The organism is Mesorhizobium sp. CAU 1741, assembly GCF_039839275.1.
Classification (GTDB): Bacteria; Pseudomonadota; Alphaproteobacteria; order Rhizobiales; family Rhizobiaceae; genus Aerobium.
In genome coordinates this window covers 213,053-227,584 of the sequence record NZ_JBDOQP010000005.1, presented here as the reverse complement: position 1 = coordinate 227,584, position 14,532 = coordinate 213,053, and the positions used below count along the sequence as shown (strand labels likewise).

The window sequence follows — 14,532 nt, the reverse complement described above, 5'->3', positions numbered from 1 at the left end:
CAGGCAAGATGACCATCGTCACCCCGGGCATCGTCCCCGCTTCAGTGCTGCTCGCCGAACCACGCCCGGCCTGGCTTGAGGAGTGGGCGCGGTTTGCGGCGTCTTTCTCGCTCGACCGCCTGGAGCCGGAGGTGGTCGCGCAGGCGAAGCTGGTGATGCTCGACTGCGTCGGCGCGATGGCGGCGGGCATGCAGGAGCCGGAGCTATCCGCGCTCGTGCGCCGAATGGCACGGCGCGGCGAGGGCAATGTCGCAGCGGTTGGCGCGGGCATCCGGCTGCGTGGCGACGACGCCGCCTTCGTGAACGGCGTTGCGGGAACGACGCTGGAGCTGGACGAAGGCAACCAGTTTGCCAGGGGCCATCCGGGCATCCACGTGCTGCCCGCCGCGCTGGCGACCGCTCTGGAAGGCCGCCGCAGCGGCGCCGACCTGCTCGGCGCGTTCATCCTCGGCTACGAGATCGGCGCACGCGCCGGCGCGGCCTGCCGTCTGCGCCCCACCGTCCATCCGCACGGAACCTGGGGGACGATTGGCGCCGCCCTCGCCACGGCGAGGCTGGAGGGCGCCGACGAACCGGCCTTGATGGAGGCGGTCAACGTCTCCGCGACGCTGAGCGTGGCAGCCAGCCTTCGCTCGATGCTGGAAGGCGCGACGGTGCGCAACAGCTTCTGCGGGTTTTCCAATCGCAACGGCCTCGCGGCATGGGATCTCGTGGCCAGCGGCTTTACGGGTGAGAGCGATTCCCTGCGCAGCGTCTACGGGTCGATACTGGCGGAAGGGTTTCAGCCAGAGGTGATGGTGGAGCAACTGGGAAGCCGCTACGAGCTCCAGCGAAACTATTTCAAGCGCCATGCCGCATGCCGCTACACCCATGCCGCGCTCGACGTCGCCAGGATGCTGCTGGCCAAACATGCGGCGATCGATCCCGCAGGCATCGTCGAAATCGAGGTCGAGACCTATGCCCACGCGGCACAGCTCGACAGCGCGGAACCCTCGAACATGCTCGCGGCGAAGTTTTCGCTGCCATTCGCGCTTGCCACCACGATCGTTCATGGCGAAGCCTCGGTGCCGGCATTCCGACAGGCGGCACTCGACGACCCGGCAGTCCGCTCGCTGGCGCGCAGGGTGACCGTCAGGGAAAATCCCGCCCACACCGCGCTTCTGCCCGCCAAGCGACCCGCAAGCCTGACGATCCGTCTGGCGGATGGCCGCGTCCTGACGGGTGAAACGATGACCAACCGCGGCGACTCGGTCGATCCCTATACGCCGGACGAGGTGCGCGAGAAGTTCTTCGAACTCACCGTCCCGGTCTGGGGGCAGATTCATGCCGACAAGGTCCACGCAGCGATCGACACGATCGATCTGACCGAGGGGACAGAGGCGCTCGATGCGCTGCTCGCAAGTCCGCCACGCGCCGCGGCACGCTGAACAGCGCAGGGGAGGATGGAGACGTGGCGAGAGTTCTGGTCGTGGTTCCGTTTCCGATGGACGAAGGCAATGTCGCGAAGCGCCGGGCACAGCTCGACGCCGTTCGTCTCGGCGATGGCATTTCCTTCGACTACCGGCCCGTGCGCATAGCGCCGGCGAATTATGTCAGCCAGCAGGATTCCGTTCTGGCCGATGTGGGCATTCTGGAGGCGGGAATGACTGCCCAGGCGGAGGGCTACGATGCGGTCTGCATCGACACGGTGAGCGACTCGGGAATGTCGGCGCTGCGCTCCGTCCTCGACATCCCGGTGATCGGGCCCGGCCGCCATGCGATGCTGGCGGCGCTGATGCTGGGCGAACGCTTCTCGATCCTCGCAATGTGGGACCGGTGGCGTCACCTCTACACAAAGACGCTTGCGGAGCTGGGCTTGCAGCACAAATGCGCGTCGATCCGTTCGGCCGGCCTGCAACCGAACAACCAGAGCCTGCTTGCGGGCAAGGAAGATGAGTTCTTTCCGGCATTGCACAAGGCGGCGATGCGCTGCGTCGAGGAAGACGGCGCCGACGTCATCCTGCTTGGCTCGACGACCATGCACGAGGCGCACGCCTATCTCGCCGAGCGGCTTCCGGTGCCGATCATCAATCCCGGACCGCTGACCTATCGCCTCGCCGAGGCGGCAATCAAGCTGCGGCTGCCGCACAGCCGCGCAAGCTATCCGTCGCCGTCGGATGTCTCGAACGAGAGGCTGTCGGCGATGGGCGCGATCGCCCAGGGTCTCTAGAGAGGACAGCATGAGCCGTATCCTGCTTCTATCGCCCGCCGATCTCCAATTGTCGCTGGATCAAGATGGGGAGGGCACCTTCGATGCCGACACGCAGGTCGTGCACCGGCGCGTCGCCTACGCCTCGTGCCCGCCGATCGGCGCCCACGACTGGGCGCTCGCCGACCTCGCCGTTCTCGCAGCCGGGCAGGGCGCGCAAGACGAGGGGTTCGACGCGGTCTGCCTTGCCGATTTTGGCGATTTCGGTGCCAACGCGTTGCGGTCGGTGCTCGACATTCCCGTGGTCACCGCCGGCCGGGCGTCGATGCTGCATGCGCTGACGCTCGGATCGCGCTTCACCGTGCTGGCGACGGTTCGAGACCGAAACCGCATCGGGAAGCTGGTCCACGAATATGGCCTCGACCATCAATGCGCCGGGATTATTGTGATGGAGCAGGGCCAGGCGATGGAACCCTTGCTGCGGCAGGCCGAAGTGCTGGTCATGGCGCCCGGTACGGCAGGCGCAGCCGGCGAAACGCGCGTCCCGACCGTCGATCCGCTGACGCTGACCGTCAAGCTCGCGGAAAGCTTCCTGGGCCTGGGGCTGACGCACAGCCGCGTCGCGTATCCCGCGCCGCAGGTGAGCAAGGCTGATCTACTGACAGCACTTGCGGGAGACGGCTTCGCGCGCGGCGACTGAGCGGTCAGGCAGGCAGCTCCGCTTCCGCCTCGATTTCGACCTTGTAGTCTCCGACCAGCGCGCCCACGGCGAGCAGCGTGTTGGCGGGACGCGTCTCGCCGAAGAAGCGGCCATGTGCACGTGATACCGGCTCCCAGTCGTTGACGTCCGCCAGATAGACGCGGGTGCGCACCACGTCTTCCATCGTACCTCCGAGCGCACGCAGCGATGCGGCGATCTTGTCGAGGCAGTAGACGGCCTGCGCGCCGGCGTCGCCGGGCGCAACCACACGGTCCGAACCATGGGTCGCCGTGGTGCCGGAGACGCGGATCGTGGTGCCCGTGCGCATGGCCCGGGAATAGCCGGCGAGCGGTTCCCAGACGCTGCCGGTCGAGACGCGCTGCCGGTCGGGCCGGCCGGGGACGGGCTCGGCGGTGTAGATGCTCGGGATCGCATCGAGATGGTGCGACAGGTCGCCTGACGCCGTCAGGTAGGGAGGCCGGCGATACTCGTCGCCGCAATCTCCCGGGATCGGTCGGGTGGCGGCAAACGCCGCGTCGAGGCGGGCAAGGTCGTCGGCATCGAGCGAGAAAGAAAACAGCTTCGCATTGTCCGCCCGGTGCTCGCTCTGGCCGAGCCGCGCGCCGATGATGACGCCGGCGACAGCCTCGTGTTCCAGCACCCAGCGGGTCGCGACGTTGGAAATCGACACGCCATGCTTTGCGGCGATCCCGGCCGCGGCGCGCAGAATGCCCTGATAGGCGTCCCAGCCGCCCGCGGCCTCGATGAAGCGGCGGTACTTCATGCCCGACCAGTCGGCGATCTCGGTCGGCTCCGGCTTGCCGAGCCAGCGCTGCGACAGAAACCCGCCGCATAGCGTGCCATAGGCCAGCAACCGCACGCCGGACGTCTTGCAAAGCTGCGAGAGCTGCCCCGCCGCGCGCCGGTCGATCAGCGAGAAGGACACCTGGTTGGAGACGATCGGTATGCCGTCCGCCAGCGCGACGCCCAGATGCGCGGCGTCGAAATTGGTCAATCCGATCTCGCCGATCAGGCCTTCTTCGCGTAAGCCCGCCATCTCGTGCAGGGCGTCGACCCACGCCGGATGCTCGAAAGTCCACCAATGGAACTGGAGCAGGTCGACCTTGTCGAGGCCCAGACGATCGAGCCGATCCTGGACGCCGCGGCGCACGACATCGGCCGTCATCGGTCCGGGCTCGGGGCACCATTTGGTGAAGGCGAGCGGGCGATCGTCGCCAGTATGCCGCTTGAGCACAGCGCCGGCGATCAGCTCTGCGCTGCCATAATGGTCCGCCATGTCGAAGGTGGTGAAGCCGTCGGCGGGGTAGGCATCAAGGTGGTCGGCGGCGCGCTCGATCTCGAGCGCCGCGCCGTCCTTCTCCATGTCGGCGACCTGCCAGAGCCCGGTGAGGACGCGGGAAATCTCGAGGCCGGGCGCAAGCCGGTAGCGGTCGGGTCGTTGCATGGTTCTACTTGCCCTTGATTGCGTGGCGCGACAGCGTGCGCACTTCACGAAGGATGCCCTGCGGCCGCCAGAGCAGGATGACGCAAAGCGCCACGCCGATCACCACGAGGCGCAGCGACGCCGCGCGCGCCTGCGAGCCGGCCGGGAAAGTGGCTTCGATGAGCTGGCCCGAAAGCGCCCACAGCGCCCAGACGAGGATCGCGCCGAGGATGGCGCCACGATTGTTGCCGGACCCGCCGACGATCAGCATCGCCCAAACCTGGAAGGTGATCATCGGCAGGTAGTTCTCCGGTGCGATGAAGCCGATGAAATGCGCCTGAACCGCGCCGGCAAGGCCCATGATCGCACCGCCCAGCGTGAAGGCCTGGATGCGTAGCCATTTCGGGCTCTTGCCCAGCGCCTGGGCTGCCACCTCGTCCTCGCGGATCGCCCGCAGCACGCGTCCCCAGGGGCTGCGCACGAGGCGCTCCAGGATCAGGTAAGTGACGAGCACGACACCGGCGACGATGGCGAGGTTGGCAAGGCTGAAGGCCAGCGCGTTGCCGGCAAGGTCGCCGAAGGGGCGCGGAATGAAGGATATCCCGAAGGGACCGCCGGTGAGGCTCGTCAGGTTGAGGGCGGCAAGCTGCACCGTAACGGAGACGCCGAACGTGGTGATCGCCAGATAGTCGGCACGAAGCCGTATCGTCAGCCAGCCGATGAGGAAGGCGAGCAGTGCGGCCAGTGCTGCGCCGCCCGCCCACCCGGCAAACAGAGGCAAGCCGAATCCGCCGATGCGGTCCGCCGTATCGGGTGTCGTGAGAATGGCCGAGCCATAGGCACCGACGGCGACGAAGGCGGCGATGCCGACATTGAACAGGCCGGTCTGCCCCCACTGGACGTTGAGCCCGAGGCAGACGATGGCGTAGGTCAGCGCCATCGTCAGGAAGAATGCGCCATAGGCGACGAGTTCGGGGCTCATGCCTGCCTCCCGAAGATGCCGGTTGGCCGCACGAGCAGAATGGCGATCAGGATGAAGAAGGCCACGCCAGCACGCCATTGTGCGCCGACGAACTGAACAGCGAGGGCTTCGCCAAGGCCGACAATCAGCCCGCCGAGGATGGCGCCCGGCACCGAGCCGATGCCGCCGAGGATGGCGGCCGCAAACAGCGGCAGAAGGAGGTCGAAGCCCATATAGGGCCGGATCTGGACCAGCAACCCGGCGATGATGCCGGCCGCGCAGGCAAGTGCTGCGCCCAGGATCCACACCGTACGGATAACCTTGTCGACGTCGACGCCGAAGAGCCCGGCGAGCCCGGGATTCTCGCTCACGGCGCGCATTGCGCGGCCGGTGGGTGTGCGGGTCAACAGCAGATGCACGGCCACCACCAGAACCCCCGTCATGGCGAGCGCCAGCAACTGGTCCGGCGTGGCGCGCATTCCGCCGCCAAGTGGCATGGCGATCTGGAGCTCACGGGTGAAATAGCCCGGCCGCGCCGTGTAGATGAACTCGAGCAGGCTGCGCAACGCCATCGATGCGCCGAAGCTTGCCATCACAACGATGATCATCACCGACTGGCGCTGCCGGAAGAGCTTGAAGAGCACCGTGTCGAGCGCGAGCGCCAGTACCGCGGTGAGGCCCATCGCGACGACTGCCGCAACAATCAGCCCCCAGCCGAAGGAAAATGGACCAAGTGGAGCGGTGGCGCCGGCTACGAGGCCGCCCAGAAGTGCGGCCACCGACATGGCGAAATAGGCGCCCCATGTGATCAGTTCGCCATGGGCGAAATTGGGGAAGCGCAATATGGAATAGACCAGCGTCAGGCCGATGGCGCCGAGACCGATCATCGATCCCGAGATCAGGCCGTCGATGAGCACCTGCGGGTTCATGCGTGTGCCCCTTCCGCGCCGAGGAAGAGCGCCCCGAGATTGGGATGGTCGATCAGCTCCTGCGCCGACGCGTCGTAGCGAAGCTGGCCGTCAACGAGCACGACGCCGCGCTCCACGATCCTGAGAGCGGCGCGAACATTCTGTTCGACCAGCAGGATCGTGACCCCGCTCTGGCTGATTTCCTTGAGGGTCGCGAACACATCGGAGACCAGCTTGGGGGAGAGCCCCGCCGATGGTTCGTCGAGCACCAGCACGGACGGTTCGAGCAGCAGGGCACGGGCCGCCGCCAGCATCTGGCGCTGTCCGCCCGATAGCGCTCCCGCGAGCCTGCCCGACTGGCGTGCGAGATCGGGAAACATCTCGAACATGCGTTCGATGGCCCCGGTCTGGCGTTCGCGCGGCAGCGGCTGCGAGGCGAGCTGGAGGTTCTCGCGGATGGTCAGCGTGGTGAAGATGTTCTCCGTCTGCGGCACGAACGCCATGCCGCGCTTGAGAATCTCGTGCGGCTTGTGGCCGGTGATGTCGGCTCCGTCCAGCTCCACCGTGCCGCCGAAGCAGGGCACGACACCGGCAATGGCCTTGACGAAGGTGGACTTTCCGGCGCCGTTGGGGCCGAAAATGGCGACGAACTCGCCTTTCGCCAGCGTGAAGTCGATGCCCTTGACGATCGGCAGGTCGCGTTCGTAGCCGGCGACATAGCCGCGCGTGGCGATGACCGGCACGCTCATGCAGGCTCTCCGAGATAGGCGCCGACGACCTGCTCGTCGCGGGCGATGTCGGCTGGCCTGCCTTCCGCGAGAAGGCTTCCCTGCGCCATGACGACGACACGGCTGCACAGGCGCTGGATCATCTCCATGTTGTGCTCGATGAGCAGGATGGTGATACCCCGCCGGTTGATCTCGGCGATCCTGTCGATGATCAGGTCGAGCAGCGCGGGGTTGACGCCTGCCGCCGGTTCGTCGAGCAGGATCACCTTCGGCTCGGTGATCAGTACGCGCGCCAGCTCCAGCAGCTTGCGCTGGCCGCCGGAAAGCACGCGCGCCGGCTCTCCCGCCAACCGCGAAAGCGACAGGAAGTCGAGAATCTCAAGCGCCCGCTCGACCGATCGGCGCTCTTCCCGCGCAATGCGTCCCGGCAGGAAGATGTTGGCGAGCATCCGTTCCCCGGTCTGGTTCTGCACGGCGGTGAGCACGTTTTCCAGCACCGTCATTTCGCCGAAAGGTCTGGGAATCTGGAACGTGCGGCCGAGCCCCGCCTTCAATCGTCTTTCGGGACCGACGTGGGTGAGGTCGGCTTCGCCAAGATGGATCGCGCCTCCGTCGGGACGCAGGGTCCCGGCGATCAGGTTGAACAGCGTTGTCTTGCCGGCCCCATTGGGCCCGATCAGGCCGACCATCTCGCCCGAAACGAGCTCGATCGACATGCCATCCACGGCGCGCAGGCCGGAAAAGCTGCGGACGAGACTACGCGCCGAAAGGAGTGGCGGCTGTGGCATTGACGTCGTCACTGGATCGCCCGTTCCCCGTGCGGCTCAAGCCGCATCTTGATTTGTGATCACACTTTACATGATCACAAACCCTGCATAGTGTAAACCCATTCCGCCGGGAGACGCCGATGGCTCACAGTGCAGACCCCAGACCGCAATCCACCCTTGCAGTGCTCGGCCCGGTCGCGCGCCAGACGGTGCAGGACCAGGTCTATTCGGAACTGCGCCGGTCGCTGATCCAGGGGGCGTTCGATGCCGGAGAGGTGTTGCGCATTCGCGATCTCGCAGCGCGCATGTCGATCAGCACCATGCCGGTTCGCGAGGCGCTGGCGCGGCTCATTTCGGAGCGTGCGCTGGAGCCGCTGCCCAACCGCTCGGTGCGTGTGCCGTTGATCCGGCGCGCCCATCTGGAAGACCTGGCCCATGCACGCGCATTGATCGAGGGAGAACTGACGGCGATGGCGCTGCCGCGCCTGACAAGCGCCGACCTCAAGGCATTGCGCGCGGCCACCCGCGCCTACGACAACCTTGCCGCCGGCCGGATCGAGACGGCGCGCGAGGCCGCCGACCTCAATCACGACTTCCACTTTCGCATCTATCGCGCCGCCGGCTCGGACGTGCTCATCCCGGTCGTGGAGAGCCTCTGGCTGCAGTCGGGGCCTTATATCCGCAAGGCCGCGGAAATCTTCGAGACCGGGCGCGACGCACCCGCGACCAATCACCACCATGCGTTGATGGAGGCCATCGAGGCGGGTAACGTGCAGGCCGGACGCAAGGCGCTCGTCGCCGACATAGGCCGGGCGTTCGATCTCCTGCGTCAGCGCTACGAGTTCGATCGGGAGGCGGCATGACGGCGCCGGACGACAGCTTCGAACTCTACGACCTGCGCGTCGAGATCGTCGCGCCGGACGGCGCAAAGATCTATTGCGGACAGCCGGGCGATCATTTCGAACTGCATGGCGAGATGCTGCATCTGCCGGAGGGGCAGGGCTTCTCGATCTATTCGCTCGCCGCGCTGCTGCCGCTTCTCCCGGCAAAGCAGCGCGTCACCCACGCGAACGACTGGATGACCTCCGACGCGGAGGTCGCCTGTCCAGATCCGAACTGCCCGTCGCGGCTCAAGATCACCCGGCTCGGCAAGCGGCGCTTCAGCCATGCGCAGACGACTGCGGTTCCGCTGCCCGGCAACGACAAGGACTGACATGGAACGGACACTGCTCGCCCCCGGCTACGAGATTTCGCGCGTCATTCGCGGCGGCTGGCAGCTTGCCGGCGGCCACGGCGCCGTGGATCGACACGCGGCGGTCGACGACCTCATGGCGACGGCCGAGGCCGGCATCACCACCTTCGACTGTGCGGACATCTACACCGGCGTGGAAGAACTCATCGGCGCATTCCGTGCCGCCTACGGCGCCCGCCACGGCGCCGACGCGCTGGCAGGCATCCGCGTCCACACCAAGTTCGTGCCCGACCTGGAAGTCCTTCCGACGATTTCGAAGGCGTATGTCGAGAAGGTCATCGACACGTCGCTCACGCGCCTCAGGATCGAGCGGCTCGATCTCGTCCAGTTCCACTGGTGGGATTATGCCCAGCCCGGCTTCCTGGAGACGGCCGGCTGGCTTGACGAACTGCGTCGCGCCGGCAAGATCGAGCGCATCAGCGGCACGAATTTCGACGCCGCCCATATCGAGGCGATCGCTAGCGCCGGCATCCCGGTGACGAGCGTTCAGGTGCAGTACTCGCTGCTCGACGATCGTCCCGCACGGCGCATGAGCGAGGCTGCGGCAAGGCTGGGGTTCAAGCTCCTGTGCTACGGAACCGTGGCCGGCGGCTTCCTGTCGGACCGGTGGCTGGGACAGTCCGAGCCTGCCGATCCGCTGGAGAACCGGTCGCTGACGAAATACAAGCTGATCATCGACGATGCCGGCGGATGGGCCTGGTTCCAGTCGCTGCTGGCCGCGCTGCGCAAGGTGGCGGACCGCCACGACAGCGATATCGCAACCGTGGCAAGCAGGGCGGTGCTCGGCTTCGACCATGTCGCCGGCGTCATCGTGGGCGCGCGCAACCGGGCCCATCTCGATGCGAATCTGGCCGTCGGCGCGCTACGGCTCGACGAGGCGGACCGCGAGATACTCGCGCCGGTCCTCGCCCTTCGACGCTCGCTCGACGGCGAGGTCTATGAACTCGAACGCGACCGCGCCGGCAGGCACGGCGCGATCATGAAATACAATCTCAATGCGGAACCCGCCTGAAGCGGCACCGCGGGAAACGGGCAACCGGCCGCCCTTCGATCAGCGCCGGCAACGCGAAATGGGGAAAGTCAAATGAGGAACGTTTTGAAGCTGACGACACTGGCGCTTCTGGCAGGCACGATGGCCTCGCCGGCACTGGCGCAGGACGCGGATTGTGAAATCAAGATCGGTGTCGTGATGGAACTCACCGGTCCTGCCGGTCAATACGGCCAGGCGGGTGCGAAATCCGTCGAGATGGCGTTTCGCGACATCAACGAGGCTGGCGGCGCGGCAGGCTGCGACCTGACAATGGACGTCCGCGACTCGCAAAGCCAGGGCAACGTCGCGGTCGACCAGGCAACGCAGCTCGTCAATGTCGAGAACGTGCCGGTCATCATCGGCGGAATCATCTCCTCGGTGTCGATCCCGATCCTGACCTCGGTGACGGCATCCGCCGGCGTCGTTCAGGTCTCGCCCGCTTCGTCATCGCCGACGCTGACCGCGATGGCGCGCGACGGCAAGACGAACGGGTATTTCTTCCGCACCATCACGTCGGACGCCCTGCAGGGTACGGCAGCGGCCAAATATGCCATCGACCAGGGCCTCAAGAAGCTCGCGATCATCCACGTCAACAATGATTTCGGCGTCAACATGGTCAACGAGTTCAGGACTTCCTTCGAAGCGCTGGGCGGCGAGATCACGTCGGAAACGGCCTATAACGAACGCCAGCCCAGCTATTCCGCCGAAGTGACGGCAGGCATGGAAGGCGAGCCGGAGGCGCTTTATCTGGTCTCCTATCCGACCGATGGATCGACGATCGCGCGCGCCTGGATTTCGCAGGGCGGTCCCGCCAAGTTCCTGCTCAATGACGGCATGAACTCCTCGGAGTTCATCGAGGCGGTCGGAGCGCAGTATCTCAACGACGCCTACGGCACGTCGTCAGGCACAGTCGAAACGGAATCGACCGAGTATTTCTATGCCAACTATGGCGAGATTTCCGGCGGGATCGAGCCCAGCGCGCCGGCTGCCGACCGTTCGTACGATGCCGGCGCCATTGTCGGCCTGGCGATCGCCAAGGCCGGATCTGCCGAGTCCGAGGCAATCCGGGACGCGATCCGTGAGGTTCTCGATCCGGCGGGCGAACCGATCTATGCCGGCCAGGAACAGTTCGAAAAGGCACTCGCCCTGATCGAGGAAGGCAAGCCGATCAAGTATGAAGGCGTCATCGGTCCCGTATCCTTCGACGAATACGGGGACATCACCGGGCCGTTCCGCCTGTGGCGCATCCAGGAAGGCGAGGTGACGACCGTCGGCGAGATCAGCGCCGAGGAAGTGTCGGAGATCAAGGGCGGTCTCTGACCTGACCTGGGATCGCTCGGGCGATGCCGCCGAAGGCATCGCCCGGGCACCGCACATCTTTACATCCTGACCGACTCCGCGAAAGATCGCCAAGCGGTCGCTTGCGTCACCGCCGCTGGTTACAGACAGGAGTTCAGTGATGCGTTCGGTTCGCAGAGTATGTCTTCGCCTCGCATTTGGCGTCCCCTTGCTTGCCGCTGCTTCCGTGTCGGCGCAGGACAGGCCGCAGCCCGAGGCGACGGTGGCTGTCGCCGAACGCGAGTCGGTACGGGCGCAGAAATTCATGATCGCGACGGCTCATCCGCTTGCAACGGAAGCGGGGCATGCCGTGCTTGCGGCCGGAGGAACGGCCGCCGACGCCGCCGTGGTGGTCCAGACGATGCTCGGCCTCGTCGAGCCGCAAAGCTCGGGCCTGGGTGGGGGCGCCTTCCTGCTCTACTGGGATGCCGAAGCGGGTGAACTGACAACCTATGACGCGCGCGAGACCGCGCCGCTGGAAGCGGATGACGCCTACTGGCTCGACGAGAACGGCGAGCCGCTGGCCTTTCGCGATGCCGTCGTCGGTGGACGCTCGGCCGGCGTGCCGGGTACGCCGATGCTGCTGGAAACCCTGCACCGCGACCACGGCAGCCGTCCATGGACCAGCCTGATGCAGCCGGCCATCGAGACCGCCGAGCGCGGCTTCACCGTTACGCAAAGGATGGCGGAGTCGGTGGCGGCGGCGCAGGGCCTCGACACGTTCGTCACAACGGCCGAGTATTTCCTGCCTGGCGGAGAGCCGATTGCCGAAGGCTCGACCTTGAAGAACCCCGCCTACGCGCAGACGCTGCGGCTCTTCGCCCAACACGGCGCTGCACCATTCTACACCGGCGAGATCGCCGAGCGGATCGTCGCGGCGCTGAAGACCAACATCAATCCCGGCATTCTCTCGATGGAGGATTTCGCCGCCTACAAGGTCGTCAAGCGCACGCCCGTCTGCATGACCTATCGTGACCATGACGTATGCGGCATGGGGCCGCCGAGTTCCGGCGCGCTCACCGTCGGACAGATACTGGGCATCCTCGAGCAGTTCGATCTCGGTTCGATGGAAGACGGGCCGGCCTTCCGGCACCTGTTTGCCGAAGCGTCGCGGCTGGCCTTCGCCGACCGGGCGCTCTACATGGCCGACAGCGATTTCGTCGACGTGCCGGAAGGCCTCCTCGACCCGGCCTACCTCATGGAACGCGCCACGTTGATCGATCCCGACACGTCGATGGGGACGGCGGCTCCAGGCACCCCTCCCGGCCCCGACCGCGGGGACCTTGCGCCGGACAGCGAGCGCCCGCGGAAGGGAACGTCGCATTTCGTCATTGTCGACGGCGCCGGCGACATGATTTCGGCCACGACCACCATCGAGAGCGGTTTCGGCAGCCGCGTGATGACGGGCGGATTTCTTCTCAACAATGAATTGACCGACTTCTCATTCGTGCCTGAACTGGATGGTGCGCCGGTCGCCAACCGGGTCGAGCCGGGAAAGCGACCGCGTTCGTCGATGTCGCCGACCATCGTGTTCAAGGACGGCGAACCGGTCCTGCTGACGGGCAGCCCCGGCGGTGCGGCGATCATCCACTATACGGCGCTGTCGCTGATATCGATCCTCGACTGGAAGATGGATCCGCAGGAGGCGATAGACCTGCCGCACGTCACCAACCTCAATGGCCGTACCAGCATCGAGGAAGGCGAAGGCGCCGAAGACCTGGCCGAGGCGCTCGAAGCGCTCGGGCATGAGGTCGCCATCGTCAATCTCAATTCCGGCCTGCACGTGATCGCCGTCACGGACGACGGCCTCGTCGGCGCCGCTGACAAGCGGCGCGAGGGGCTGGTCATGGGCGAGTGAGCAACACCGGATTCAATCCGCGTGAAGTGCGTCGATCTCCCTGGCCACCAGTTCCTGCAATCGCCAGAGGTTGCGGTCATGGATGCCGAAGGCCTCCAGATGCGCGACGGTGTTGAAGAGATATTCGGCGCATGAGCCGGCATGGCCGCAGGCGCGCGCAAGTATCCAGGCCACCTCGTCGAGCGGCAATCGGTTCGCGATGTTGTCGCCTGTCGGGCCGGCCCAGAACACCAGCACGCGTTCCTTGCCGGTTTCCGTATGCACGGGAATCCAGCGCACCATATGCGCGATTTCTCGAAACCGGATCTCGCGAAACAGCACGCGTCTGATCTGCTGGACCCGGTCCTCGTCCGGAAGGCGATAGATCACGCCGTCGCAGCGGCCGCCCCGTTCCAGCGCCATCATCAGGCCAGGTTGCTCGGGCGTTCCGCGCCAGCGGTCGAGCTTCATGCAAAAGGAGCGGTGCCAGCCATAGGCCGATGCTCGCTTGTGGTCGATGGCGTCGAAATCCGGCTTCCAGATCAACGATCCGTAGGCAAAGACCCAGCACGGCCCGTCACCGCATTCCGCGTCATATCTGCGGGCGAGGTCGTCGAGTTCCTCATCCGACATCAATGTCCAGTGGGGGTGGGGACCCAAATCCGGCTCGGGCCGCATCGTTAGCGCCACATGTTCGGCGGTAAGCGTCATCGTTCGTGCGGGCACGTCATCCATCATGGGCGGTCTTGCCTGTCTTTTCGAGATAGCCACTGGCGAAGATCGAGTTCAGCGCCTTGGTGCTCGTGCCGCAGGCTTCCGCGCGGTTGAGCACCCAGGCCATGCCGATCGCGCACATGAAGAGATCGTTCGCGGTGATCGACGCACGGGCGGACCCGTGCGTCTGCGACCGTTCGAGGAATTCTCCGGTAATCGAAACCAGCGTTTCGCATGACAGCGAGAGCGGTGATGCCTCCTGTTTGAGCGCCGCGAGAACGGGCGCGGGCAAACCATTGAAACTGCGCAGATAGTCCTGCAAGGCCTCCAGCCAGCGTTCCAGCGCGGTGTCGGCGTCTTCGATCTCGCGCGCCTGCCGTGACACGGCCAGAAGCGCGCTCTTGCGATCGCTCAGTGCGGCGGCGAGCAATGCTTCACGCGAGGGGAAATGGCGATAGAGCGTGCCTGCGCCGACGCCGGCCTGCCGCGCGATCTCCTCGAGCGAGGCGGAAATGCCGTGAAGCTCGAAGTGCTGCATGGCTGCCTTGAGGACGCGGTCGCGATTGCGCCGGGCATCAGCCCGCAAGCCCGCAGGCTCTTCGACCGGACTTTCGGTTGTCATGCTGGGTTCCTATTTTGGTGTCCGTGTTGCTGTCTCCTTGACA

Annotated in this window: 15 protein-coding genes; 8 read left to right on the top strand and 7 right to left on the bottom strand. The window is 65.9% G+C overall.

The window, feature by feature from the left end; translation table 11 throughout:
• Window positions 1-8 precede the first annotated feature (8 nt).
• From AAFN84_RS20035 to AAFN84_RS20025, 3 genes are read left to right on the top strand one after another with little or no spacing between them, the layout of a single operon-like run.
• Complete coding sequence (locus AAFN84_RS20035; protein WP_347516447.1) at window positions 9-1,427, top strand: MmgE/PrpD family protein; 1,419 nt, start codon at window positions 9-11, stop codon at window positions 1,425-1,427.
• 23 nt (window positions 1,428-1,450) lie between these two features.
• Window positions 1,451-2,209, top strand: a complete 759-nt coding sequence (locus AAFN84_RS20030; protein WP_347516446.1) for an aspartate/glutamate racemase family protein — start codon at window positions 1,451-1,453, stop codon at window positions 2,207-2,209.
• A 10-nt stretch (window positions 2,210-2,219) separates the two neighbouring features.
• Window positions 2,220-2,888 (top strand): aspartate/glutamate racemase family protein, encoded by a 669-nt coding sequence (locus AAFN84_RS20025; RefSeq protein ID WP_347516445.1) that lies wholly within the window; start codon window positions 2,220-2,222, stop codon window positions 2,886-2,888.
• A 4-nt stretch (window positions 2,889-2,892) separates the two neighbouring features.
• On the opposite strand, the gene AAFN84_RS20020 is transcribed toward AAFN84_RS20025, so the two are convergent.
• Genes AAFN84_RS20020 through AAFN84_RS20000 form a run of 5 tightly spaced genes read right to left on the bottom strand, consistent with a single transcriptional unit; the run spans window position 2,893 to window position 7,717 of the window.
• Complete coding sequence (locus AAFN84_RS20020) at window positions 2,893-4,353, bottom strand: aldo/keto reductase (RefSeq protein WP_347516444.1); 1,461 nt, start codon at window positions 4,351-4,353, stop codon at window positions 2,893-2,895.
• 4 nt (window positions 4,354-4,357) lie between these two features.
• Window positions 4,358-5,314 carry a branched-chain amino acid ABC transporter permease gene (locus AAFN84_RS20015; protein WP_347516443.1) on the bottom strand — a complete coding sequence of 319 codons (957 nt, stop codon included), beginning with the start codon at window positions 5,312-5,314 and terminating at the stop codon, window positions 4,358-4,360.
• A complete protein-coding gene (locus AAFN84_RS20010) occupies window positions 5,311-6,222 on the bottom strand; it encodes a branched-chain amino acid ABC transporter permease (RefSeq protein ID WP_347516442.1) in 912 nt (303 codons plus the stop codon). Before AAFN84_RS20010 ends, AAFN84_RS20015 begins: the two co-directional genes overlap by 4 nt.
• On the bottom strand, window positions 6,219-6,950 hold the full coding sequence (locus AAFN84_RS20005) for an ABC transporter ATP-binding protein (RefSeq protein WP_347516441.1): 732 nt from the start codon (window positions 6,948-6,950) through the stop codon (window positions 6,219-6,221). Before AAFN84_RS20005 ends, AAFN84_RS20010 begins: the two co-directional genes overlap by 4 nt.
• Window positions 6,947-7,717 (bottom strand): ABC transporter ATP-binding protein, encoded by a 771-nt coding sequence (locus tag AAFN84_RS20000; protein WP_347516440.1) that lies wholly within the window; start codon window positions 7,715-7,717, stop codon window positions 6,947-6,949. Before AAFN84_RS20000 ends, AAFN84_RS20005 begins: the two co-directional genes overlap by 4 nt.
• A 119-nt stretch (window positions 7,718-7,836) precedes the next feature.
• Here AAFN84_RS20000 and AAFN84_RS19995 point away from each other — a divergent pair, with 119 nt between their 5' ends.
• The 5 genes from AAFN84_RS19995 (at window position 7,837) to ggt (ending at window position 13,174) form a co-directional block, all read left to right on the top strand.
• Window positions 7,837-8,559 carry a GntR family transcriptional regulator gene (locus AAFN84_RS19995; RefSeq protein ID WP_347516439.1) on the top strand — a complete coding sequence of 241 codons (723 nt, stop codon included), beginning with the start codon at window positions 7,837-7,839 and terminating at the stop codon, window positions 8,557-8,559.
• On the top strand, window positions 8,556-8,909 hold the full coding sequence (locus AAFN84_RS19990; RefSeq protein WP_347516438.1) for a TIGR04076 family protein: 354 nt from the start codon (window positions 8,556-8,558) through the stop codon (window positions 8,907-8,909). The genes AAFN84_RS19995 and AAFN84_RS19990 overlap by 4 nt, the downstream gene beginning before the upstream one ends.
• 1 nt (window position 8,910) lies before the next feature.
• Window positions 8,911-9,960 carry an aldo/keto reductase gene (locus tag AAFN84_RS19985; RefSeq protein WP_347516437.1) on the top strand — a complete coding sequence of 350 codons (1,050 nt, stop codon included), beginning with the start codon at window positions 8,911-8,913 and terminating at the stop codon, window positions 9,958-9,960.
• A gap of 72 nt (window positions 9,961-10,032) precedes the next feature.
• Window positions 10,033-11,298 carry an ABC transporter substrate-binding protein gene (locus tag AAFN84_RS19980; protein ID WP_347516436.1) on the top strand — a complete coding sequence of 422 codons (1,266 nt, stop codon included), beginning with the start codon at window positions 10,033-10,035 and terminating at the stop codon, window positions 11,296-11,298.
• A 139-nt stretch (window positions 11,299-11,437) separates the two neighbouring features.
• A complete protein-coding gene (gene ggt, locus AAFN84_RS19975; RefSeq protein ID WP_347516435.1) occupies window positions 11,438-13,174 on the top strand; it encodes a gamma-glutamyltransferase in 1,737 nt (578 codons plus the stop codon).
• A 12-nt stretch (window positions 13,175-13,186) separates the two neighbouring features.
• On the opposite strand, the gene AAFN84_RS19970 is transcribed toward ggt, so the two are convergent.
• Both AAFN84_RS19970 and AAFN84_RS19965 read right to left on the bottom strand, forming a co-directional pair.
• Entirely contained in the window at window positions 13,187-13,891 is a 705-nt protein-coding gene (locus AAFN84_RS19970; protein WP_347516434.1) for a gamma-glutamylcyclotransferase, read from the bottom strand.
• The gene (locus AAFN84_RS19965; protein ID WP_347516433.1) at window positions 13,881-14,489 is read right to left on the bottom strand and encodes a helix-turn-helix domain-containing protein; all 609 of its coding nucleotides are present in this window, start codon (window positions 14,487-14,489) and stop codon (window positions 13,881-13,883) included. The genes AAFN84_RS19970 and AAFN84_RS19965 overlap by 11 nt, the downstream gene beginning before the upstream one ends.
• Window positions 14,490-14,532 lie beyond the last annotated feature (43 nt).

Coding starts and splice junctions, on each gene's coding strand:
- AAFN84_RS20035 (WP_347516447.1), top strand. CDS start 9: ATGACCATCGTCACCCCGGGCATCGTCCCCGCTTCAGTGCTGCTCGCC.
- AAFN84_RS20025 (WP_347516445.1), top strand. CDS start 2,220: ATGAGCCGTATCCTGCTTCTATCGCCCGCCGATCTCCAATTGTCGCTG.
- AAFN84_RS20020 (WP_347516444.1), bottom strand. CDS start 4,353: ATGCAACGACCCGACCGCTACCGGCTTGCGCCCGGCCTCGAGATTTCC.
- AAFN84_RS20015 (WP_347516443.1), bottom strand. CDS start 5,314: ATGAGCCCCGAACTCGTCGCCTATGGCGCATTCTTCCTGACGATGGCG.
- AAFN84_RS20010 (WP_347516442.1), bottom strand. CDS start 6,222: ATGAACCCGCAGGTGCTCATCGACGGCCTGATCTCGGGATCGATGATC.
- AAFN84_RS20005 (WP_347516441.1), bottom strand. CDS start 6,950: ATGAGCGTGCCGGTCATCGCCACGCGCGGCTATGTCGCCGGCTACGAA.
- AAFN84_RS20000 (WP_347516440.1), bottom strand. CDS start 7,717: ATGCCACAGCCGCCACTCCTTTCGGCGCGTAGTCTCGTCCGCAGCTTT.
- AAFN84_RS19995 (WP_347516439.1), top strand. CDS start 7,837: ATGGCTCACAGTGCAGACCCCAGACCGCAATCCACCCTTGCAGTGCTC.
- AAFN84_RS19990 (WP_347516438.1), top strand. CDS start 8,556: ATGACGGCGCCGGACGACAGCTTCGAACTCTACGACCTGCGCGTCGAG.
- AAFN84_RS19985 (WP_347516437.1), top strand. CDS start 8,911: ATGGAACGGACACTGCTCGCCCCCGGCTACGAGATTTCGCGCGTCATT.
- AAFN84_RS19980 (WP_347516436.1), top strand. CDS start 10,033: ATGAGGAACGTTTTGAAGCTGACGACACTGGCGCTTCTGGCAGGCACG.
- ggt (WP_347516435.1), top strand. CDS start 11,438: ATGCGTTCGGTTCGCAGAGTATGTCTTCGCCTCGCATTTGGCGTCCCC.
- AAFN84_RS19970 (WP_347516434.1), bottom strand. CDS start 13,891: ATGATGGATGACGTGCCCGCACGAACGATGACGCTTACCGCCGAACAT.
- AAFN84_RS19965 (WP_347516433.1), bottom strand. CDS start 14,489: ATGACAACCGAAAGTCCGGTCGAAGAGCCTGCGGGCTTGCGGGCTGAT.